Source organism: Nocardia sp. NPDC051832 (genome assembly GCF_040681285.1).
Classification (GTDB): domain Bacteria; phylum Actinomycetota; class Actinomycetes; order Mycobacteriales; family Mycobacteriaceae; genus Nocardia.
Map to the genome: position 1 here is coordinate 605,727 of NZ_JBFAYL010000001.1, position 22,150 is coordinate 627,876.

Annotated in this window: 19 protein-coding genes; 12 read left to right on the forward strand and 7 right to left on the reverse strand. The window is 68.5% G+C overall.

What is annotated here, in order from left to right; genetic code table 11:
- Positions 1 to 81: 81 nt before the first annotated feature.
- The 6 genes from AB0M14_RS02400 to AB0M14_RS02425 all read left to right on the forward strand — a co-directional run bounded on the left by AB0M14_RS02400 (position 82) and on the right by AB0M14_RS02425 (position 6,216).
- Positions 82 to 1,548 (forward strand): NAD(P)/FAD-dependent oxidoreductase, encoded by a 1,467-nt coding sequence (locus tag AB0M14_RS02400; RefSeq protein ID WP_364987654.1) that lies wholly within the window; start codon positions 82 to 84, stop codon positions 1,546 to 1,548.
- 66 nt (positions 1,549 to 1,614) lie between these two features.
- Positions 1,615 to 3,729, forward strand: a complete 2,115-nt coding sequence (locus AB0M14_RS02405) for an ATP-binding cassette domain-containing protein (RefSeq protein ID WP_364987658.1) — start codon at positions 1,615 to 1,617, stop codon at positions 3,727 to 3,729.
- Positions 3,726 to 4,463 (forward strand): energy-coupling factor transporter transmembrane protein EcfT, encoded by a 738-nt coding sequence (locus AB0M14_RS02410; RefSeq protein WP_364987661.1) that lies wholly within the window; start codon positions 3,726 to 3,728, stop codon positions 4,461 to 4,463. The genes AB0M14_RS02405 and AB0M14_RS02410 overlap by 4 nt, the downstream gene beginning before the upstream one ends.
- Positions 4,464 to 4,544: 81 nt before the next feature.
- Positions 4,545 to 5,054 (forward strand): YbaB/EbfC family nucleoid-associated protein, encoded by a 510-nt coding sequence (locus tag AB0M14_RS02415; RefSeq protein ID WP_364987664.1) that lies wholly within the window; start codon positions 4,545 to 4,547, stop codon positions 5,052 to 5,054.
- The gene (locus AB0M14_RS02420; RefSeq protein WP_364987667.1) at positions 5,051 to 5,371 is read left to right on the forward strand and encodes a hypothetical protein; all 321 of its coding nucleotides are present in this window, start codon (positions 5,051 to 5,053) and stop codon (positions 5,369 to 5,371) included. The genes AB0M14_RS02415 and AB0M14_RS02420 overlap by 4 nt, the downstream gene beginning before the upstream one ends.
- A gap of 215 nt (positions 5,372 to 5,586) precedes the next feature.
- Entirely contained in the window at positions 5,587 to 6,216 is a 630-nt protein-coding gene (locus AB0M14_RS02425) for an ammonium transporter (RefSeq protein WP_364987669.1), read from the forward strand.
- 77 nt (positions 6,217 to 6,293) lie between these two features.
- On the opposite strand, the gene AB0M14_RS02430 is transcribed toward AB0M14_RS02425, so the two are convergent.
- Positions 6,294 to 7,490, reverse strand: a complete 1,197-nt coding sequence (locus AB0M14_RS02430) for a lipase family protein (RefSeq protein WP_364987672.1) — start codon at positions 7,488 to 7,490, stop codon at positions 6,294 to 6,296.
- 476 nt (positions 7,491 to 7,966) lie between these two features.
- Here AB0M14_RS02430 and AB0M14_RS02435 point away from each other — a divergent pair, with 476 nt between their 5' ends.
- Both AB0M14_RS02435 and AB0M14_RS02440 read left to right on the forward strand, forming a co-directional pair.
- Positions 7,967 to 8,605 (forward strand): isochorismatase family cysteine hydrolase, encoded by a 639-nt coding sequence (locus AB0M14_RS02435; RefSeq protein WP_364987675.1) that lies wholly within the window; start codon positions 7,967 to 7,969, stop codon positions 8,603 to 8,605.
- Positions 8,606 to 8,694: 89 nt separating this feature from the next.
- Positions 8,695 to 9,549, forward strand: a complete 855-nt coding sequence (locus AB0M14_RS02440; RefSeq protein WP_364987678.1) for an aldo/keto reductase — start codon at positions 8,695 to 8,697, stop codon at positions 9,547 to 9,549.
- Here AB0M14_RS02440 and AB0M14_RS02445 read toward each other — a convergent pair.
- Complete coding sequence (locus AB0M14_RS02445) at positions 9,530 to 10,669, reverse strand: NAD(P)-binding domain-containing protein (RefSeq protein ID WP_364987681.1); 1,140 nt, start codon at positions 10,667 to 10,669, stop codon at positions 9,530 to 9,532. The genes AB0M14_RS02440 and AB0M14_RS02445 overlap by 20 nt on opposite strands.
- Before the next feature lie 90 nt (positions 10,670 to 10,759).
- On the opposite strand from AB0M14_RS02445, the gene AB0M14_RS02450 reads away from it, so the two are divergent.
- The 4 genes from AB0M14_RS02450 to AB0M14_RS02465 are packed head-to-tail and all read left to right on the forward strand — an operon-like array spanning position 10,760 to position 15,291.
- Positions 10,760 to 11,488 carry an enoyl-CoA hydratase gene (locus AB0M14_RS02450; protein WP_364987684.1) on the forward strand — a complete coding sequence of 243 codons (729 nt, stop codon included), beginning with the start codon at positions 10,760 to 10,762 and terminating at the stop codon, positions 11,486 to 11,488.
- 12 nt (positions 11,489 to 11,500) lie between these two features.
- Positions 11,501 to 12,652 carry an MBL fold metallo-hydrolase gene (locus tag AB0M14_RS02455; protein ID WP_364987687.1) on the forward strand — a complete coding sequence of 384 codons (1,152 nt, stop codon included), beginning with the start codon at positions 11,501 to 11,503 and terminating at the stop codon, positions 12,650 to 12,652.
- 49 nt (positions 12,653 to 12,701) lie between these two features.
- Positions 12,702 to 12,920, forward strand: coding sequence for an antitoxin (locus AB0M14_RS02460; RefSeq protein ID WP_364987690.1), 219 nt, complete (start codon positions 12,702 to 12,704; stop codon positions 12,918 to 12,920).
- Positions 12,921 to 12,966: 46 nt separating this feature from the next.
- On the forward strand, positions 12,967 to 15,291 hold the full coding sequence (locus tag AB0M14_RS02465; protein ID WP_364987693.1) for an ATP-dependent DNA ligase: 2,325 nt from the start codon (positions 12,967 to 12,969) through the stop codon (positions 15,289 to 15,291).
- A gap of 122 nt (positions 15,292 to 15,413) precedes the next feature.
- Here AB0M14_RS02465 and AB0M14_RS02470 read toward each other — a convergent pair whose 3' ends face one another.
- The 5 genes from AB0M14_RS02470 to AB0M14_RS02490 are packed head-to-tail and all read right to left on the reverse strand — an operon-like array spanning position 15,414 to position 22,066.
- Entirely contained in the window at positions 15,414 to 17,015 is a 1,602-nt protein-coding gene (locus tag AB0M14_RS02470; RefSeq protein WP_364987697.1) for a carboxyl transferase domain-containing protein, read from the reverse strand.
- Positions 17,016 to 17,067: 52 nt separating this feature from the next.
- Entirely contained in the window at positions 17,068 to 17,670 is a 603-nt protein-coding gene (locus AB0M14_RS02475; RefSeq protein WP_356975158.1) for an ATP/GTP-binding protein, read from the reverse strand.
- On the reverse strand, positions 17,651 to 18,025 hold the full coding sequence (locus AB0M14_RS02480) for a DUF742 domain-containing protein (protein ID WP_356975156.1): 375 nt from the start codon (positions 18,023 to 18,025) through the stop codon (positions 17,651 to 17,653). Before AB0M14_RS02480 ends, AB0M14_RS02475 begins: the two co-directional genes overlap by 20 nt.
- Before the next feature lie 7 nt (positions 18,026 to 18,032).
- Complete coding sequence (locus tag AB0M14_RS02485; RefSeq protein ID WP_011207200.1) at positions 18,033 to 18,446, reverse strand: roadblock/LC7 domain-containing protein; 414 nt, start codon at positions 18,444 to 18,446, stop codon at positions 18,033 to 18,035.
- Complete coding sequence (locus tag AB0M14_RS02490; protein ID WP_364987701.1) at positions 18,443 to 22,066, reverse strand: ATP-binding protein; 3,624 nt, start codon at positions 22,064 to 22,066, stop codon at positions 18,443 to 18,445. The genes AB0M14_RS02485 and AB0M14_RS02490 overlap by 4 nt, the downstream gene beginning before the upstream one ends.
- Positions 22,067 to 22,150: the final 84 nt, after the last annotated feature.

Sequence of the window (22,150 nt, forward strand, 5' to 3'; positions counted from 1 at the left end):
CGCCCGCCCCTACAGTGGAGGATGGAGCCTGTGGGGTGGATCACAGGCCGGTAGGCAGCATCGAACAGCAGGCAGCAGCACATGACCAATGGCACGGGTCCTTCGATCCTCATCATCGGCGCCGGGTTCGGCGGTATCGGCATGGCAATCGAATTGCGGCGCAACGGCTTCGAGAACATCACCATCCTGGAGCGGGCCGCCGACATCGGCGGGGTCTGGCGCGAGAACACCTATCCGGGCGCGGCCTGTGATGTGCCCTCGCCGCTCTACTCCTATTCCTTCGAGCCGAAACCGGATTGGCCGCAGCGCTATTCGGGGCGGCTGGCCATCCACGACTATCTGCGCGGCGTGACCCGGCGCCACGATCTGCTCCCGGCCATCGTGTTCGGCGCGGAAGTCACCGACGCGGAATTCGACGAGGCCACCGCCCGCTGGACCGTGCACACCGCCGACGGCGCCGCCCGCACCTGCGACGTTCTCATCCCCGCGGTCGGTCAGCTGTCCCGGCCCGCGCTGCCCGCCATCCCGGGCGTGGACACCTTCGCGGGCCCGGCCTTCCATTCCGCCGAGTGGGACGACAGCGTCGAACTGAGCGGCAAGCGCGTCGCCTGCATCGGCACCGGAGCCAGTGCCATCCAATACATTCCGGAGATCCAGCCGACGGTCGAGCAGCTCACACTCTTCCAGCGCACCCCCGCCTGGGTGATCCCCAAGTTCGACACCGACTACTCCCCGATCCAGCACAAACTCTTCGCGCGGCTGCCCGGCGCGCTGCTCGCCGAACGCTTCGGCTGGTGGGCCATCGCGGAATTCGTTTCCCTGGGCCTGGTGGAGTTTCCGGCGATCGCGCGGCTGGTCGCGAAGATCGCCACCCGGCACCTGGACAAACAGGTGGAAGACCCCGCGTTGCGCGCCAAACTCACCCCCGACTATCCGATCGGGTGCAAACGCGGGCTGTTCTCCAACGACTACTACCCGGCCCTGACCCAGCCCAACGTGCACGTCGAAACCGCGGCCATCACCGAGATCACCCCCGCGGGCGTGCGCACCGCCGACGGCACGCTGCACGAAGCCGACGTCATCATCTACGGCACCGGCTTCAAGGGCACCGAATTCCTCTGGCCCATGCGAATCTTCGGCCGCGGCGGCCGCAAACTCGCCGACGCCTGGTCCGGCGGCGCGCACGCCTACTACGGCATCACCGTCCCGGACTTCCCGAACCTGTTCATGGTCTACGGCCCCAACACCAACCTCGGCGTCGGCTCCATCATCTACATGATGGAATCCCAGGCCCGCTATATCCGCCAGGCCGTCCAATTCCTGGCCGACCGCCCCGGCCACGCCCTCGAGGTCCGCCCCGACCTGGAAGAGGAGTTCAACACAGCGCTGCAAGAACGCCTCGCCCGCACGCCCTGGAACTTCTGCACCAGCTGGTATCGCACCGCCTCCGGCCGGATCACCAACAACTGGCCCGGCTCCCAAACCAGCTACCGCCGCCGCATCCGCAAACTCCACCCCACCGACTACACCCTCACCCGCACCCCCTAGTAGCCCACCGCCACGCTCACGCGTGGAGGCGTCCTACCGCCGACCCCGCACTGGCAGACTTGATCCGTGCATGAGCTGACGACCGCGCCCCCGCCCGGTTCCCCAGAACACGGCCCACTGCGGCCGATCGAGCTGGCGACCGGGGCGGTGCTGGGCGGGGTGACGGTCGGACTGGTCACAGTCGGGTCGGTGGTGCCGTTCGCGGCGGCGCTGCAATTGGTGGCGGCGGTGCCGATGGGCATGCTGGCGCACCGGCACCGGCTGCGGGCGGTGGCCACCACCACCGTCGCGGCGACCCTGGTGACCTTCGTCGCGGCGGGCATGCTGCCCGCGCAGGGAATTCTCGCGACCGCCACCATCGGCGGCATCATCGGCGCGGTGAAGCGCCGGGGCGGGGGCTCATTCTCGGTACTCGGCCTCGCGACGCTGGCAGGATTGGCCTGGGGTCTGTACTCGGTCGCCATGCTGCTGGTGTTCACGAAGACGCGGACGCTGGTCTTCACCTCTATTCGCGACGCCGCGCACGGCACGCAGAAGATCATCGACCGCGTCCCGGCCATGCAGCCGTCCGGGCAGTTCATCGCCGACGCCACCGACGCGGTGCTGCGCTGGTGGTGGCTCTACATCGGCGGCACGGTCGCCCTCGGCGTGATGGTCAGCGCGCTGATCTCCTGGTTCATCCTCGGCTCGGTTCTGGATCGGCTGGCCTGGCTGCCCAGCACGGATCGTCTGGACGCGCCCGCCGACGACCGGCCGATCGCCCCGCTGCCGGTGACCTTGCGCGGAGCCGGTTTCCGGTATCCGGGCGCCGAGACGGACGCGCTGCGCGATATCGATCTGTCGGTCGAGGTCGGCGAGTTCGTCGCGGTGGTCGGGCACAACGGTTCCGGCAAATCCACGCTGACCCGGCTGCTGGCCGGATTGCCGCCCAGCTCCGGCGTCGTCGACCGGCCCGGGTCCGCGGGGCTGGGACATCTGGGCGGCACGGCGCTGGTGCTGCAACGACCCGAGAGCCAGACCATCGGCGTCCTCGTCGCCGACGACGTGGTGTGGGGCCTGCCGGAGGAACTGGCGGAGCAGGTCGAGGTCGAGAGCCTGCTCGCCGAGGTGGGCCTGTCCGGCATGGGCGGCAAGGAAACCGCCGCGCTCTCCGGTGGCCAGCAGCAGCGGCTCGCGGTGGCGGCAGCGCTGGCGCGCCGGCCCGCGCTGCTCATCGCCGACGAAGCCACCTCGATGCTCGACCCGGAAGGCCGCCGGGAACTGGTCGCGCTGCTCGCCGCACTGCCCCGGCGGCATCCGATGGCGGTACTGCTGGTGACCCATCACGAGGCCGACGCGGCCGCGGCCGACCGCGTGGTGCACTTGGCCGAGGGGCGGGCGGTCGAACGTCTGCCGGTCTGGACCCGGCCGGTGCGCGAGGACCGGCGGCGTCCGATGGGGCCGCCGCTGCTGGAACTGCGCGATGTCCGCTACACCTACAACCGCCGAACCCCTTGGGAGGCGGAGGCTCTGCACGGCGTCGATCTCTCGGTGCGGCGCGGCGAGGCGCTACTCGTGGTGGGCGGCAACGGATCCGGCAAATCCACGCTCGCCTGGATCCTGGCCGGGCTGCTCGAACCGACCTCGGGCACTTGCCAACTCAGCGGTCAGCCGGTGCGCGGCCAGATCGGCCGCGTCCAGCTCGCCTTCCAGCATTCCCGGCTGCAATTGCAGAAGGAGACCGTCGGCGAGGAGATCGCGGATTGGGGCGGGCGGGCCAAGGGCTCCGGCGCGGCCGGCCGGGCGCTGGACGCGGTCAGCCTGGATCGGTACACGGTCACCCACTCCATCGAACGGCTCAGTGGCGGCCAGGCCAAGCGGGTGGTGCTCGCGGCGATCGCGACCTGCCGCCCCGAGGTCGTCGTGCTGGACGAGCCGCTCGCCGGGCTGGATCCCGCCGGCCGCGCCGATATCGTGGAACTGCTTGCGCAACTGCGGGATTCCGGGTTGACGCTGATCGTCATCTCGCACGACGTGGCCGATATGGCGGCGGTCTGCGACCGCACCGTGCACCTGCGGGCCGGCCACATCCTGGAGCGCGACCCGTTGCCCGGCGGAGCGAATGTCGCCGCACGACACTCAGATCCATCACCGCGAACGTCCGATCCCGCGTGGCGGCTCGAGCACGGAGGTCCAGCATGAGCATGGTGTTGTTTCGTCAGGTCCCCGCGGCCAGCCCGATTCACAGTCTCTGGGCGGGCACGAAGATGATCGCGGCCTTCCTGATCAGCCTGGTGCTGATGTTCTGGCCGACCTGGCTGCTGCTCGGGGCGATCATCGTCTTCCTGCTGGTGATCGGCGTCGTGGCCCGGATTCCGCTCAACACGCTCCCGCGGCTGCCGCTGGCGCTCTGGGCGCTCTTCGCCATCGGAGCGCTGCTGACCGCGCCGATGGGAATCGCGCCGGTACTCAACTACACCCGGATCGTGGTCCTGGGCCTGGTTCTGGTCACCGCGTCGTTCCTGATCGCCTGGACCACGCCGATGGGCGAAATCGCCCCCGCCCTGGCGAAATTAGGCGCGCCACTGCGGAAACTCCGGCTGCCCGTGGACGAATGGGCCGTCGTCGTCGCCCTCATGCTGCGCAGCCTGCCGCTGCTGCTGGAGGAGATCCGGATCCTGCGCGCGGCCCGCAAACTGCGTCCCAAGGACCGGCTGCTCGAACGCGCCGCCGACGCCGCGCTCATCGATATCCTCACCGCCGCCATGGCGGTGGCCACCCGCCGGGCCAGCGAGCTCGGCGAGGCCATCACCGCGCGCGGCGGCACCGGCCAGCTGACCGCGCACCCCAGCTCCCCCACCCGCCGCGACGCCCTCGCGCTCGGGATCGTCGTCGCGGTGTGCCTGGGTTCGGTCTTGCTGGACTGGGCGATCTGAGCTGGAACGGGCAGGATGGGAACCGAAAGGCGATCTGCTGCGTCCATATAGCTGACGGAGCGAGACTGAGGGGATCACCGCATGGCCGGCCTGGAGGGCGAGGCGCTACGCGCACGCAACGACGCACTGCGCGGGGAGGTGGATTCCTTGCTCGCCACCTTCGAGCAGCAGCAGCGGGAATTCGCGGCGGCGCAGGCCCGGCTGGCGACGGCCACCGTGACCGCGTGGTCCACCGACAAGCTGATCCGAGTCACCGCCAATTCCGCCGGCGTGCCGATCGAGGTGCACGTCGATCCCGAGGCGTTCAAACGCACTACCCCGGAGAAACTGGGCGGCTCCATCACCGAGGCCACCCAGGCCGCCGCGAAACTCGCCGGCGAGGAGGCGCAGCGTGCGTTCGGCTCGGTCGAGCAGCTCGGCACCGACATCCCTGATCTGTCCGATCTGGTGCCCGGCGCGCCCAGCATCAAAGACCTGGTGCGCCAGCTGCTTCCGGATCCCGAGGCCGCGCCGGCCGCACCGGCCGAGCCGCATCCGGAGGACGAAGACGAGTACTACCGCAACCGCACCTACCTGGAGGGCGGCCAGTGACCACCTTGAAGGTCGACCCGGACGCGCTCAAGGCGACGAAGCCGGGCATCACCACGGTTGCCGACAAAGTCATCGCCGCGATCAAGAACGTGCAGACCGTGGTCGACGCCGAGGGTGAATGCTGGGGCGCCGACGAGATCGGGGAGAACTTCGCGAAGAAGTACGTCCCGGACGCCGAGTCCGGATTGAAGGGCATCGAGTCGCTCGGCAAATGTGTGGAATCCCTCGCCGGCGGCGTCGACTCGATTGCCGAGGCATTCCAGAAACAAGACGAAAGCAATGCGAAAGCGTTGGAAAAGGCGAAAAGTCAGATCTGAAATCCTCGTTTTGCCAATGTGATTCTCGAGCATTCCAAACCCGCTGGTATGCCCCCGATTCCGGGGTCTGCGCCGGCTCTGGCACGGTAAATTGACCATCGGCGCCACTGTTGCGTGGATCAGATCCGACCTGCATGGCTTCGGGGGGAAGGATTTTCGGTTCGCAGGGCGTTGGTAGGGCTAGCAAGAATCTGATGAAGATGGGAAACCGGGAAATGTTCCTCCGTAAGATCACCGCGGCCGCGATACCTCTGGTAGTCGCGGTGGCCGTCGGTTCCGGCACCGCGTCCGCGGAACCGGCCGCCGCACCCCAGATCGGATATGAGACGAAACTGGTGGGCGACAAGGTCATCACCACCCTTACCGGCGGCTCGTTCGAGGTCGCCGGCAACTCGGTGGATATCAACGACGCCAACGGCAACGCGGTCGTCACGCTGCCGCTGTCGTTCCGGTACGACGGCCTGGAATTCCCGCTGCCGCACGCCGTTCAGGATGGCGGCAAGACGCTCGAGCTGACCGCGGTCAAGGACTTCGCCAAGGCCACCCCGGTCACTCCGATCGCCTCGCCGATGGAGAACCGGCGCGCGATGGATCAGTTCACCACGCAGTTCGCGGTCGCGACCACCATCGGCGGATTCATCGGCACCGCGATCGGCGCGGCCATCGGCCTGATCGGTTTCCTCGGCGGCGCCTTCGGCATCGCGACCATCGTGACCGGTGCGGCCATCGGCGGACTGGTCGGCACCCTCATCGCGGGCGGGCCGACGCTGATCGTCGCCGGCATCGAGCTGGTCCAGACGCTCAACGCGCCGGACGGCAGCACCAAGTGGGCCGAGAACAAGTGACGGCGCACTGACAAGACCAACTGTCCCACCCCTCGGATGCGGCGCGTACCGGTTACCCGGTACGCGCCGTGTCTACGTCAGCGGGCGTGACAACCGGCCGGAACCGGCACCCCCGCAAAGCGATCCTCGAGATAGCTCATCGCGCCGAAGGCTTCGCCGATGGCGGCCGGGTTGTGCCCGGGCAGCGCCGAATGGATCACGCTGACATCGGCGCCCTGCGCGCAATATCGCTCGGTCAGCGCGGTGAAGCCCGCGACGGGAATCACGCCGTCGGTGGTGCTGTGGTACAGGTACATCGGGGCGATGGGTGCGGTGCCGCCGAGTTCCTGCCGGGCGGTGGCCGCACGAAACGCCGGATGCGACAGCAGATCCGGGACCGCCGCGAAATCGGCGACGCGGGCTCCGTTGTATTTCAGGATCAGCTCCTCACCGCAGGCGTCGGCGTCCTCGATCAGCATGGCGCGACCACGATCGTTGAGTAGCGCCGCCACACCGGCCTCCGGCGTATTGCGGACCGTGGTGTGCACGATGAGCAGCGCCAGCCCGGCCTGCATGCCGCCGTCGACCTCGCGGGCGATGGCGGGCAGGTCCGTGGGCACGCCGCCGGAGGTGACACCGGCGAATCGCAGTTCCGGCGCGTACGCCGGTTGCAGCTGCGCCGCCCACAGCGTCGCGAACGCACCGCCCGAATAGCCGTACGCGCCCAGCGGACTCGTGGCGTCGACATCGCCGGGGGCGAACTCGCGCGCCGCGCGGATCCCGTCGAGTACCCCGCGGCCCGAGGTCACGCCGTCGAAGAAGCGCGACTCCGGCCCCTCGTAATCGCTGGTCACCACGGCCCAGCCGCGCCGCAGCGCGTCGGCCATGAACGGCGCGTCGAGCAGGGTGTTCAGCCCGATCGGCCAGCCGCCGCGCAGCGCGTACGACGGCGCGCAGCGGGTGCTCAGACTGTCCTCGGCGATCTGATAGGACAGCAGCGGGCGCGCGCCCGGCCCCCGCCACGGCACGTTCGGTATCAGCACCGTGGTCATGTTCGCCGTCGGCCGGCCCGCCGAATCGCTGGTGCGATAGAGCAATTGCCAAGCCTGGACGGGCAGCGGCAGGCCGAACAGCGCGATCTGCCGCGATTTCATGACCGCGCCGGGCCGGGCGGAACTCAGGTCGGCCGATGCCGCGTAGAACGGATCGGAGTCGGGACGCAGCGGCGCATCCGCCCGCGCCGGTGCTCCGCCATTGGTTAGCGATATGCCCGAAACCAGCACGGCGACAAGCACTGCCGAGGCCCTACGCCACCGGATAGGCCGGAGAATCTCGCTGGTAGTGCGTGATAGCGATACTTTGCGAACAGTCTTCAACCCGAATAGTCCATAGGTAGCTATGCGATTGCCGTTCACTGGGTCCAGGGTACGGCCCAACCTCGCGTACACGGCAGAACGGAAACGAAGTGTCGTCGCCTGAATCAGCGCCACGGGTGGGTACACCGCGTGCGTCAGCGAGCGCCGGCGAGGGGAGATACTCATCCTCGGCTCCAGCATCGATCGAGGCGCTAACCGGCGGGGACACGGACGGCCGCCACCTCGAGGTCACTCGACCGTAGCGCTCGGTGTGACCTGCGACAACGGCCGATTCCCCCCGGGCGTGGCGGCGGCCCGGGCCATCGTCCCGCGGCCGGACTAGAGTGATCGAAAGTGCCCTGCGTGCAACAGATTCGACGCAGGTCGTGGTGGAATCGAGTAAGGAGCTACCGACGATGCGGTTCGGCAACGGCCTTGACATTCCCGAGGGACACACCGATCTGTGCGCCCCGGAAAAGCTCGCCCTGGTCGTCTACGACATGCAGGTCGGCGTCCTCTCCCAGCTGCCCGACGGCCAGGAGATCGTCGAGCGCGTGGTCCGTGTCGTCGAAGCGGCCCGCGCGGGCGGCTACCCGATCATCTTCCTGCGCCACTTCTTCCTGCCGCACCGCCTCAGCGGCCGCTTCGCCCTGCGGATGGCGATGAGCTGGCAGGGCGCCGACTCCGTCGACGACCTGAAACCCATTCTGCAGCGCGACACTCCGGCCTTCGAGCTGGTCCCGGAACTCCAGCCGCGCCCCGACGAGGTGGTCTTCGACAAGACCACCATGTCCGCCTTCGAGGGCACCCCGCTGGCGGCCACCCTGCGCGATCTCGGGATCCACGCCTACGCGATCGTCGGCGTCGCCCTCGAGATCGGGATCGCCCCGACTGTCACGCATTCCACCGACCTCGGCTTCATCCCGATCGTCGTCAGCGATGCCGTCGGCGGGCGCGACGAGCCCGCGATGGCCCGCGCCTATCAGGACTTCGAGTTCCAGGGCCACGCCATAGTCACCGACAGCGCCACCCTGATCCCCGCGCTGAAGGGCTAGCGAAAAAAGTACTGGTCGGACCGTTTCCCTGGCGCAACACGCCCGGCCGTTCGTTGACGGGCGGGCGTCGCACTTCTACGGTCGGAACAGTGACTTTCAAAAGCGAGACCTGCGCTATTCCCTCGATCATCCTCAATGACGGAAACGTGATCCCGCAGCTCGGGTTCGGCGTGTTCCAGGTGCCGTCGGACGAGGTAACCGAGGTGGTGACGGCCGCGCTGCAGGCGGGGTACCGGAGCATCGATACCGCCGCCATCTACGCCAACGAGGAAGGCACCGGCCGGGCGATCCGCGAATCCGGACTCGCCCGGGACGAGGTGTATGTCACGACCAAGCTGTGGAATTCGGAGCAGGGCTACGACTCCACCCTGCGGGCGTTCGACGTCAGCATGGACAAGCTCGGCCTGGACTATCTGGATCTGTATCTGATCCATTGGCCGGTCGAGGTGGCCGGGAAATTCGTCGACACCTTCCGGGCCTTCCAGGCCTTGAAGACTCAGGGCCGGATCCGGTCGATCGGGGTGTCGAATTTCACGGTGCCGCAGCTGGAGCGCTTGATCAGCGAGACCGGCGAGACCCCGGCGGTCAACCAGATCGAGCTACACCCGCGGCTCGGACAGCGCGAACTGCGCGAATTCCATGCCGCCAACGCGATCGCCACCGAGGCCTGGAGCCCGCTCGGCCAGGGCACCCTGCTCGATCACCCGACCATCACCGCCATCGCCGCGGAAGTCGACCGGACACCGGCGCAGGTCATCATCCGCTGGCATCTGCAGCGCGGCACCATCGTGATTCCGAAGTCGGTCACGCCCGCGCGCATCGCCTCGAACTTCGACGTCTTCGGGTTCGAACTCAACGAAGGTCAGATGGCGGCCATCGACTCGATGGACACCGGCGAGCGCATCGGCCCGGACCCGGACACCTTCACCGCCGGCTACCAGTGATCCCCAGGCCACCCGTCGCCCCGCGCAAATAGTCCACGAGTTCCCGTGCCGCGGCGCGGCCCGCGCGGTTGGCGCCGATGGTGCTGGCCGACGGGCCGTACCCGATCAGATGGATGCGCGGATCGACGGCGACCTGAGTGGCCAGCCGTCCGGTCATGGTGATGCCGCCGCCCGGACCGCGCAGGCGCAGTGGCGCGAGATGGTCCAGGGCGCTGCGGAATCCGGTGGCCCACAGGATCACGTCGGCGCGCTGGAACGAGCCGTCCGCCCAGCGCACGCCGTCGGGTTCGACGGCGGCGAACATCGGCAGCCGGTCGAGCGCGCCCCGGGCCGCGGCGGCGCGTAGTCGCGCGTCCCAGCGCAGACCGGTCACCGAGACCACCGAGCCGGGCGGCAGCCCGCGCCGCACCCGGTCCTCCACCTCGGCGACCGAGGCCCGGCCGGCGTCCGGGCCGAATTCCTCGTCCCGGAAGATCGGCTCGCGGCGGGTCACCCAGGTGGTCGAGGTGACCTGGGAGATCTCGTCGAGCAGCTGCAACGCCGAGATTCCGCCGCCGACGATCACCACGTGCTTATCACGGAATTCGTCAGCGGTCCGGTAGTCGCGGGTGTGCAATTGCCGGCCGGTGAATGTCGAAGCGCCGGGATAGACCGGAATGAACGGATGTTCCCAGGTCCCGGTCCCATTGATCAGCCCGTGCACCTTCAGCGTCCCGGCCGAATCGGTCTCAGCGCTCAGTATCTCCCCGCGCCCATCGCACCGCTCCCCCGCCGCGGTCCGATCACACACCACTTTCACGCTGACCTGCCGGCGCACCCGCAGATCGAATTCCTTCTCATACAGCGCGTAATAGTGCGGGACCGCCGTCGCCGCCGGCGCCGACTCCGATCCGGGAGGCAATGTTCCGGCGAATGACATTCCCGGCAGGTCGTGCACCTTGTTGACCGTGGTCAGGGTGAGCGACGGCCACCGGAACTGCCAGGCGCCGCCCGGGCCCGGCGCGTGGTCCACGATCAGGAAGTCGCGCTCCGGCTCCAAACCGAGCCGCCGCAAGTGGTAACCCGCCGACAGTCCAGCCTGACCAGCACCGATCACCAGGATCTCGAAATCTGTCGGCACGAGTGGTGATCGTAACGCCCTCAGCGAACAAGGCCCTGGGCTGTGGCACAGTAAAGGTAATCAATCAACACGTGGAGCCGGGGAGTGTGCATGCTCGGAGTTAGCCGCGATGGCGATGTCGTCACCATCGAATTGCAGCGTGAAGACCGTCGCAACGCGCTCAACCAGGAACTGGTGAACCTGCTGCGCGAGGCGGTGCTCGCCGCCGTCGATTCCGGCGCGCGGGTCCTGGTCCTGACCGGCCGCGGGCCGCTGTTCAGCGCCGGAGCCGATCTGACCGGGGTCTACTCCGAGGACTTCCTGTCCGATCACATGGACATGCTGCACACCATCGAGTCCGCGCCGATCCCGGTGATCGCCGCGATCAACGGCGGCGCCATCGGCGCGGGCGTGCAGATGTCCATCGCCGCGGACCTGCGGGTCATGTCGCCGGAGTCCTACATCGCGATTCCCGCTGCGAAGCTTGGCATTTCGGTGGATAGATGGACGATCCGCCGCCTGGTGTCGCTGATCGGCGGCGGGCCCGCCCGCGGCATCCTGATGGGCGCGGAGAGCGTGTCGGCGCAGGACGCGTACAGCTTCGGGTTCGCCAACCGTCTCGGCACCCTCGAGGACGCGCAGACCTGGGCGAAGTCGATCGCCGAACTGGCCCCGCTGTCGCTGCGGCACCTCAAACTGGTGCTCAACGACGACGGCACCCGGGAGCCGGAGACGGCGCAGCAGCGCGCGGCGCTGGAGGCGGCGTGGAGCAGCGCCGACGCCCAGGAGGGGCGGCTGGCCCGGGAAGAAAAGCGTGCGGCCAAATTCGTTGGGCGATAAGGGGATACGGCGATGAAAGCGAAGAAGGTATTGGGTGTCGCGGCCGGCGCCATCGGTGTCGGCTGGCTGGTCCGCGCGGTCTGGGACATCCCGTCGGCGATCGGCGCCTCGATGTCGGCGATCGCGCCGTACGCGACCGGCGCCGCGAGCTACCGCAACCGGCAGTTCCACAACTCCGAGCCGAGCAGCCAGATCGCGGCGGGTTCGGCTCCCTCCCTGCTGATTTCGGCGCTGACCCGGCGTAACGCGGGTCGCCCGCGCGGCGTGGTGCCGCTGCAAACCCCGCCTGCCCCCGCGGAGGCGGCCGAGCTGGCGGTCACCTGGTACGGCCACGCGTCGGCGCTGATCGAGGTGGACGGGTATCGCATCCTCACCGATCCCGTATGGAGCGAACGAGTTTCGCCGTCCGCGCTGGTCGGCCCGGCGCGGCTGCACCCGGTGCCGATGCCGCTGTCGGAACTGCCGCCGCTGGACGCGGTGATCATCTCCCACGATCACTACGACCACCTGGACAAGGCGACCATCCGGGAACTGGTGGCCGGCCAGTCGGTCCCGTTCCTGGTGCCGCTCGGCATCGGCGCGCACCTGCGGCACTGGGGCGTGCCCGAGCACCGGATCATCGAATTGGACTGGGGCGGTTCGGTTTCCCTGGCCGCGCTGGGCCGGGAACGGGACGGCACCGACCTGACGCTCACCTGCACCGAGGCCCGGCACTTCTCCGGGCGCGGGCTGGTGCGCAACACCACGCTGTGGGCGTCCTGGTCCATCGTCGGCCCGACCAAGCGGGTGTACTTCGGCGGCGACACCGGGTTCACCAAGGTCTTCGCCGACGCCGGCGCCGCGCTCGGCCCGTTCGATCTGACGCTCTTGCCGATCGGCGCCTACGACACGCGCTGGCCGGATGTGCACATGAACCCGGAGGAGGCGGTGCGCGCGCACGCCGACCTGTGCGGCGGCGATCCGGCGCACGGCCTGCTGGTGCCGATCCACTGGGCGACCTTCAACCTCGCGTTCCACGGCTGGTCGGAGCCGGTGCGGCGGATGGTGCGGGCGGCGGGCCAGGCGGGCACCGAGGTCGTGGTGCCGATGCCCGGTCAGCGCATCGAGCCGCAGGCGCTTCCCGGTATGGCGGAGGAAAAGCCCTGGTGGGAGGATATTGGTTGAAACCAGTCGGTTTCGACTTCAGAGCTCGATCGACAGGAAGGACCCGGGAATGAGTTTCGCGGACAGTCTCAAAGGCCTGGTCGGCAAGGGTAAGGATATGGCGGCCAAGAACGCCGACAAGATCCACGACGCGGTCGACAAGGCCGGTGATTTCGTCGATAAGAAGACCCAGGGCAAGTACTCGGACAAGATCGACAAGGTACAGGAAGCCGCCAAGAAGGCGGTGCCGCCGGAGCAGGGCGGTTCCCAGCCCGGCTCGCAGGCCTGACGCGCGGCGGGGACCGATTGCCGGTCCCCGCCACTAGAATTCAAGTATGTCTCCCCGCCGCGAGTTCGGTGGTAGCCCGGGCCGTGCCCCCGTCGAGGTTGATCTGACCAACCTCGACAAAGTGCTGTATCCGGCGACCGGGACGACAAAAGGCGAGGTCATCGCCTATTACACGGCCATCGCGCCGGCCATGCTGCCGCATATCGCGGGACGTCCGGTGACGCGTAAGCGCTGGCCCAACGGGGTCGAGGAATCCTCGTTCTTCGAGAAGAACCTGCCCTCGCACGCGCCGGACTGGATGGAACGCCACACCGTCGAGCATTCCTCGCGGCGCGCCGTCTATCCGGTGATCGATTCCGAGGGCGGGCTGGCCTGGCTGGCACAACAGGCGGCGCTGGAAATCCATGTGCCGCAATGGCGTTTCGACGGTGATCAGATCGGCTTCGCCACGCGGATCGTCTTCGATCTGGATCCGGGCCCCGGAGCGGGGCTGGCCGAATGTGCGCGGGTGGCGTGCCTGGTGCGCGACATGGTCGAGGGCATCGGGCTCCGCACGTTTCCGGTCACCAGCGGCAGCAAAGGAATTCACCTCTACGTGCCGCTGGACAAAACCCTGAGCCCCGGCGGTGCTTCCACCGTCGCCAAACAGGTGGCGACGAACCTGGAGCACCTGCACCCGGATCTGGTCACCGCCACGATGGCCAAAAACGTCCGGGCCGGAAAGGTTTTCGTCGACTGGAGCCAGAACAACCCGGCCAAGACCACCATCGCGCCCTATTCGCTGCGCGGGCGGGCCGAGCCGAACGCCGCCGCACCACGCGGCTGGGCCGAGATCGAGAAGCCGAAGAAGCTGCGGCACTTGCGTTTCGACGAAGTTCTGGCGCGCTGGCGGGACGACGGTGATCTGCTCGCCGAGCTCGATCCCCCGCTGGACGGCGCGAAAGGCGATGCGCTGACGAAGTACCGGTCGATGCGCGATCCGAAGCGCACGCCGGAGCCGGTACCCGCCGCACCACCGCAGAGCACCGACGGCAACCGGTTCGTCGTCCAGGAACATCATGCCCGGCGGCTGCACTGGGACGTGCGGCTGGAGCGGGACGGCGTGCTCGCCTCCTGGGCGGTGCCGAAGGGCCCGCCGACCTCCTCGGAGCAGAACCGCCTCGCCGTGCACACCGAGGACCATCCCCTGGAGTACCTGCATTTCCACGGCGCCATCCCCAAGGGCGAGTACGGCGCGGGCGAGATGACGATCTGGGATACCGGCACCTACGAGACCGAGAAGTGGCGTGCCGACGAGGTCATCGTCCGATTCCACGGCGCGCGGCTCACCGGGCGCTATGCGCTGATCCAGACCAACGGCAATCAGTGGCTCATGCATCTGATGCGGGAGCAGAACCCGGACGCGACCGACGCCCCGGCGAAGCAGGCGAAACGTGGTGCGGCGGAGCCGAACGGGATCCGGCCGGAGAAAGTCTCGCGACAGGCTTCGGCCCCGTTCCCGCGCGGCCTGGAACCGATGCTCGCGACCGAAGGCGATGTCACCGAACTCGACAGCGACGAATGGTCGTTCGAGACGAAATGGGACGGCTTCCGCCTGATCGCCGAAATCTCCTCCGGCACACTGACCTTGCGCAGTCGCCGCGGAAACGTGGTGACCGGCCGCTACCCCGGCATCGGCCCGATCGCCGACGAACTGTCCGGCCACGACGTCGTTCTGGACGGCGAGGCCGTCGTCTTCGACGACCACGGCATCGCCAATCTCGGTCTGCTGCAAGCCGATGCCGCCCGCGCCGTCTTCGTCGCCTTCGACGTGCTCTACCTCGACGGCACCTCCCTGGTGCGCAAACGCTACGCCGACCGCCGCCGCGTCCTGGAAGCCCTCGCCGCCACCGCCCCCGCCATGCAGGTCCCGCCGCGCCTCGACGGCCCCGGCGCAGCCGCCCTGCGATACAGCCAGGACCAAAGCCTGGAAGGCGTCATCGCCAAACGCAAGGACTCGGTCTACCTTCCCGGCAAACGCGGCCATTCCTGGGTCAAACAACGCAACTGGCGCACCCTCGCGGTCGTGGTCGGCGGCTACCGGCGCAGCGCAGCCCGCGACTTCAAATCCCTGCTCGTCGGCATCCCCCATGAGGGCAGGTTGATCTACGTCGGCCGCGTCGGCACCGGCTTCGGCGACGAGGTAATGCGCGACCTCGCCAAACGCCTGCACAAACTCGAACGCAAAACCAGCCCCTTCGACAACGACCTCACCCCCGAAGAACGCAAAGAAGCCGTCTGGGTAACCCCCAAAATCATCGGCGCCGTCCGCTTCATGAACTGGACCGAAACCGGCCGCCTCTGGCACCCCGCCTGGCTCGGCGAAGACTAGGCCTGTGCCGAACAGGCGACCGCCGTGGTGAGTAACAGTCCGGCCGGGAAGCGCGGGCAGCGCTGTGATGGAACTGATTACAGCACTGAGAGTGACTGCGCGCGGCGCGGCTCGGTCAGTCACTACTGGGAGGGCAGGCCGAGTCGGCGGTAGCGCTGGTGGCGCATGCTGAGTAGATGGTCTGCGGGTTGGGTGCGGAGGTGAGCGAGTTCTTCGGCGATGGCGTGGACCATTCGGCGGGCGAAGTCGGTGGGTTCGTCTGCGGCGTCGGGGAGTTCGGGGACGATGCGATCGACTATTCCGTCGGTGCGGAGGTCGGCTGCGCGGATGCGCTGGGCGGTGGCCAGGTCGGGGGCGTGGTCGGTGTCGCGGTAGACGATGGCGCTGGCGCCCTCTGGGGGTAGCGGCGCCAGCCAGGCGTTGGCGGATGCGAGGACACGGTCGGCGGGGAGCAGGGCCAGAGCGCCGCCGCCGGTGCCCTGGCCCAGGAGCACCGAGACGGTCGGGGTGTTCAGTGTCGTCAAATCGGCCAGGCAGCGGGCGATTTCGGGGGCGAGGCCGCGTTCTTCGGCTTCTTTGGACAGTGCCGCGCCGACGGTGTCGATGACCAAGACCAGGGGTACGCGCAGTTCCTGGGCAAGGGCCATGCTGCGGCGGGCCTCGCGGAGGGCGGCCGGGCCCATGGTGTTCTCACCCTGCTGGCCGGAGCGGTCGTGGCCGAAGACGACGCAGGGCTGGCCGCGGAAGCGCGCCAAGGCGTGCACGACCGTGCGGTCGGACTCCCCCTGACCGGTGCCGCTCAGCGGAACCCGTTGTGTGACATGGCGTAAGAGGTCGCGGATGCCCGGGCGGCCGGGGCGGCGGGAGGCGAGCACGGACTGCCACGCCGGGACCGCGGCGGGCCCGGAACCGGCCTGTGGACGCTCGCCAGACACAGAACCAGCCCGCTGACGCTCGCCAGGCACGGAACCGGTCTGTGGATGCTCTGGATCAGTACCGAGATCGTCGGCTGTCGTGGTCGGGATGGCTCGGCCCGCGACTGGGCTCGTGGAGATTTCGCCGCTGAGGACGCTCAGGGCTCGGTGGGCGACACGGCGGAAGATGGGGGTCGGGAGTACACCGTCGATGACGCCGTTGCGGTAGAGGTTCTCGGCGGTTTGCACACCCTCCGGAAACGGCTTGTCGTACAAGGCTTTATAGACGCGCGGGCCGAGGAAGCCGATGAGCGCGCCCGGTTGGGCGAAGGTGATGTGGCCCAGTGAACCCCAGGAGGCGAACACGCCGCCCATGGTGGGGTCGCGCAAGTAGACGAGATAGGGATGACCCGCTGACTTGTGCACCGCTACCGCCGCCGCGATCTTCACCATCTGCACGAAAGCGACTGTGCCCTCTTGCATCCGGGTGCCGCCGGAGGTCGGTGAGGCGATCAGGGGCAGGCCGAGCTCGGTGGCGCGTTCGACGGCCGTGACGATCCGCTCCGCCGCCGCCACCCCGACTGATCCCGCCAGAAACCCGAACTCGCAAGCGATTACGGCGACCCGGCGTCCACGCAGCATGCCTTCGCCGGTCAGCACCGACTCGTCGACGCCCGCGGATTGCGCGGCTCGGCGCAACTCGTCGCGATATCGCGGAGTACCGGCCACCTGCAGCGGTGGCCGGTCCCAACTGACGAACGAGCCCGCGTCGAGCAGCTGCTCGAGTAATTCCCGCGCTGAGATTCGCACGGGAACGAGGGTACTCAGCTACCACCCCGGCGCCGCCGGGGCAGTAGCTCGGTCAGTAGCCCTGCATCACCTTGCGCAGCGCGTACTCGGTGAGCGAGACCAGCGCCTGCTTGGCGGGCTCGCGCCGGCGGGCGTCGATCGAGAGGATCGGCACATCCGCGGAGACCGCGAGGGCCTGCCGGATGTCCTCGATCGGATAGCGCGGTGCGTCGTCGAATTCGTTGAGCGCCACCAGGAACGGTAGGTTGCGCGCCTCGAAGTAGTCGACGGCCGCGAAACTGTCCTCGAGCCTGCGGGTGTCGACCAGCACCACCGCGCCGATGGCGCCGCGGATCAGGTCGTCCCACATGAACCAGAACCGGTACTGGCCGGGTGTGCCGAACAGGTACAGCACCAGGTCGTCGGCGAGGCTGATCCGGCCGAAGTCCATCGCCACCGTGGTGGTCGACTTCATCGGAATGCCGGTCAGATTGTCGATTCCGGTACTGGCGTTGGTCACCAAGGCCTCGGTGCGCAGCGGAACGATCTCCGAGACGGCACCGACCAGCGTGGTCTTGCCTACACCGAAACCACCGGCGACCACGATCTTCGCCGAGGTCGGCTTACTGGTGCGGGTATCGACATGCGCCGTCGAATCATATACGCCGGAGTCCACTGAGAACCCTTTCGATCAGCTCGCGACGTTCATCGTCGCTGGAATCGTCTTTCAAAGTCGCCGAAACTCGGACATGCCCGGCTTCGATCAGGTCGGCCACGAGAACTCGGGCCACCCCGATCGGAATGCTCAGACGCGCCGAGAGTTCGGCGACGGACGGCGATTCTCTGCACAACTCCACGATTGACGTCTCGATGTTGGTCAGTTCGAACTGCCGCTCCAGGGCGACCGGATGCGATGCGACGAGAGCTTCCAACGCCAACTCGACCGCCGGCCGGGTGCGGCCGCCAGTCAGTGAGTATGGGCGGACGAGGCTCGGCTCGGCGCTCCCCACGCGGTGATCTTCTATGTCCATCCCACCATCAGGAACCCATCGTGACGCGTGGCGTGGCCTGCACTGTCTGGCCCACACGCTCGACCAACAAAGCCATTTCGTAGCCGACCTGTCCGATATCGCAGGACGTGTTGGTCAGCACCGCGAGGTAGGACCCGTCACCGACCGCCATGAGCAGCAGGTAACCGTGCTCCATCTCGACGACCGACTGCAGCACGGTGCCGCCCTCGAACAAGTTCGAGACACCCACCGAGAGGCTCGCGAGCCCCGCGGTGACGGCCGAGAGCTGCTCGGCGCGGTCGACGGGCAGCTGAGCGCTCGCGGCCATGAGTAGGCCATCGGCCGAAACCAGGACGGCATGGGCTACGCCAGGAACCTCGTTGGCGAAGTTCGAAACCAGCCAATCCAGTTGACGATTCGTACCACCTAGATCGGGGTTCATCGGTCTCCTTCTCCGGTTAGGGGTGCTTTCATTGAGCGGCCATCCCGGACGCCCTGCTGGTGACGACTCAAGCTGGACCTGATCATTTCCGGATCGCGGCGGGGTGCCCGTTCCCGGGCGGCACCGGTGACACCGCCGGGGACCAGCCTTCCGCCCGGATCGCGTTGCGGCAACCCGGCGGCGGTCTTTTTCTCGGCTTGCGCCTCGGAGGCCCGCCGTGCGGCCTGCCAACCTTCGTCACCCGGTGATTCGAAGGCGGCGGCCACCTGGGACCGGTCCGGGTTCGGATCCGAGAGCCACGCCGACATCATTTCGGCGAAAATCGGGCTGTCCATCGCCGATCCGGTTTCGACCGCGGGCTGCAGTCGAGTCTGGAAGAACGAGGCCGCCTTGGCCGGATCCGAGCGCATGCTGTGCTTGCCGGGGTCGCGGGCCGGAGCCTGCGAATCCGGTGTGCCGGAAGACAACGCGCTGTCGGCGACGTCGGCCGCACCGCGTTCCCGCTGCGGCAGATCGGTCGCGGCGGGCTCGCGTCGCGGCAAACCACCACCCAGCGGCGAGGCGCCCGGCTCCCGCTGCGGCAGACCCAGGGGCGAGGACCCCGGCTGACGCTGCGGCAGACCGCCCGGCTCACGCTGCGGCGGCGTGGCAGCGGCGGGCTGACGCTGTGGCAGCCCACCAGTGGAAGGCTCACGTTGCGGCAAGCCACCCGCGGCCGGATCACGCTGCGGCAAACCACCGGCGGCCGGATCCCGTTGTGGCAATCCACCGGACGGCTCCCGCTGTGGCAGACCACCGGCGGCGAGATCCCGCTGCGGCAGACCACCGGCGGCCGGATCACGCTGCGGCAGACCACCCGAGGCAGGATCACGCTGCGGCAGACCACCCGCGGCCGGATCACGCTGCGGTAAGCCGGACGGCTGACGCTGCGGCAAACCGGTCGAGGCGGCCGGACGCTGCGGCATCGAGCCTGCGCCCGGGTCCCGCTGCGGCAGCGCGGATTCCCGCGAGGCCGGCGGATTCACCCGCGGCGGCTGCACCGTCGCACCCTTGACCGTGGGGCCGTTCACGCCCGGCTCCCGCTGCGGCAAACCGCTGGCGGCCGGTGCGATCGGAGTGGCATCCCGCTGCGGCGCCTGCCTGGAGGGCAGACCACCGGCAGACGGATCACGCTGCGGCAAGCCCGCGTCCGGTGTGCGCCCGGGGGCGCCATTGGCGCCTGGCTGACGCTGCGGGAGACCACCACCGGTGGGCTGCGGCGCGCCGTTGCCGCCCGGCTGCCGTTGCGGCAGACCGCCGTTGGCGTCACGCGGGGGCAGCCCGCCGGACGCGCTGGAGACGGTCGGCTCGGGCGTGCCCGGCTGCCGCGGCGGCGGGCCGCCGGCCAGGTTGCGCTTGGGCAGGCTGGCCGCGGCGAGCTTGCCGCGCTGCGGACCGTTCTGCGCCTGACCCGGCGCCGGGCGCAGGGTCGGACCGGACTGCGCGCCTTCCTGGCGCATACCGGCGGCGGCCGCGGCCGAACCCGGCTGGCGCTGCGGCAGACCGCCGCCGCCGACCGGAGTGCTCGGCGGTTGCACGCTCGGTGCGTCGATCGGGCCGCTGACACCGGGATCCACCGTCACCATGACGTTGCCCTGCGGTGTCCGCTGGATCGCCCGCATCTGCATCGACGAAGGCGCCGACGGACGCGGGCGCTCCGCGGCGGCCGGAGCCGCCGGCGTCGTTTGCTGGACACTTGCTTTGCCGTGCACGATCAGGCCTACCGGGACATGGACCGTGACCGTTACACCCGGATCGCGCGCGGTGTCGAAGGTCGGGCGCAGCCGCACGGTCAGACCGTGCCGCTCGGCCAATCGGCCGACCACGAAAAGACCCATGTGGCGGGCGGTATCGGGGCCCGGCTCGGCGGTCTGCTCCAAACGCCGGTTGATCTCGACCATTTCGGCGGGCGGCATACCGATGCCGCGGTCGGCGACCTCGATCAGCAGACCCTGGTCGTGCGCCTGCGCGAAGGTGAACTTCACGTCCGTCTCCGGCGGCGAGGCGCGCAGCGCGTTGTCCAGCAGCTCGGCGAACAGGTGCGCCAGGTCCGAGGCGGCGGGCTCGATCAGCGAACCGCGCGGCGTCGCGCCGAGCTTCACGCGCTCGTAGTCCTCGACCTCGGAGATCGCGGCCCGCAGCACGTCGGCGATCTCGACCGGGGCGGACTTGGCGCGGCGCTGCTTGGTGCCGGCCAGAATCAGCAGGTTGTCACCGTTACGGCGCATACGCGCGGCGAGATGGTCCAGGCGGAAGAGGTTTTCGAGCAGGCGCGGGTCCTTCTCGTCGTACTCCATCGCCTCGATCAGGCTGAGCTGATGGTCGACAAGCGACTTCGAGCGCCGCGCCAAGGTCTCGAACATGTCGTTGACCTGCGAACGCATCTGCGCCTGGTCACTGGCCAGACGCAGCGCCTGGCCGTGGATATCGTCGACGGCGCGGGCCAGCTGGCCGATCTCCTCGGAGCTGCGCACCGGCATCGGTTCCAGCGGCACGTCTTCCGGGGCGGCGCCGTTACGGAGCTGGGCGACTTCGTGCGGCAGGTCGCTCTCGGCGACGCGCAGGGCCGCGAGGCGCAGGCGGTGCAGCGGCACGATCATCGAGCGGGCGACGAACACCGCGAGCAACAGCGCCGCGAGAATGGTCGCGAGCACGACCGCGGTGTAGGTCCAGGCGTCGGTGTTGGCCTTGGACGACAGCCGCGACATGGCGGCGTCGATGTCCTTGGTGGCCTTGGCGATGATGCGGTCGTAGACGTCCAGGCTGGTCGTCATCGAGTTCTTCAACTCGCCGATCGGGATCTTGCCCGCCGCGATGTCCGGGCTGCTCGCCAGCGAGACCCGGGTGTCCACGCCCGCCCGCAGGTCGGCGATCGCCGGATCGTCCGCGGGGAAGCGGTGCGAGAGCATGTTGAGCAGCTGCCGCTCGGTGTTCGCGCTGGTGAAGAAGTTCGACAGACCGGTGTTGAGCGAGCCGCGCAGCACCTCGCTGAACGCCGCGAGCTCGGGCAGCAGGGTGCCTCGGGTGTTGATCGAATCGACAAGGCGCAGCTTCGCCGCATCCATCTGCGGGTCGCTGACCTGCGAGACGGCGGTCTCCAAGATGGTGACCGACTCGTTGGTCGCCTTGTCGATCTGGGCTAGCGCGTCCGCCGGATTCGGTATCGGCGCCTTGCCCTGCGCCCGAGTGGCTTTCGCCTGGGTGATCATGGACTCGAAGGCGGCGCGCGCCTTCGGCAGATTATCCAGATCGCTCAGCGCACCCTCGGCCGTGACCAGGGCTTTGTCCAGATCGGTCAGGTTCTGGTCGGACACGATGGACGTGCCCGGCGCCAGCGAAATCAACTGCGAACCCACAACGGTGTTGTAGGTCGAACGCAAACCGGTTACAGCCGGGATGACCTCGATGTTCTCCGAAATAGCCTTCAGTCGACCGGCTTCGGAAAACTCTGAGGTAATCCTCGACACGCCGAGCCCAACCGCGACCGCCAGCGGCACGGCAAGGACCGCCGTAACCTTCCAGCGCAGGTCCCAATTGCCAAGCGCCCAGCGCTTCTTGCCGGACCTAGCGGCGTCACGCATCTCCCACTCACTTTCCAAACTGGCCCCAACCATGCGCCATCACATGCTGGCTCGACAGGCGAAGCTGGCCGAGAACTGCGGCTG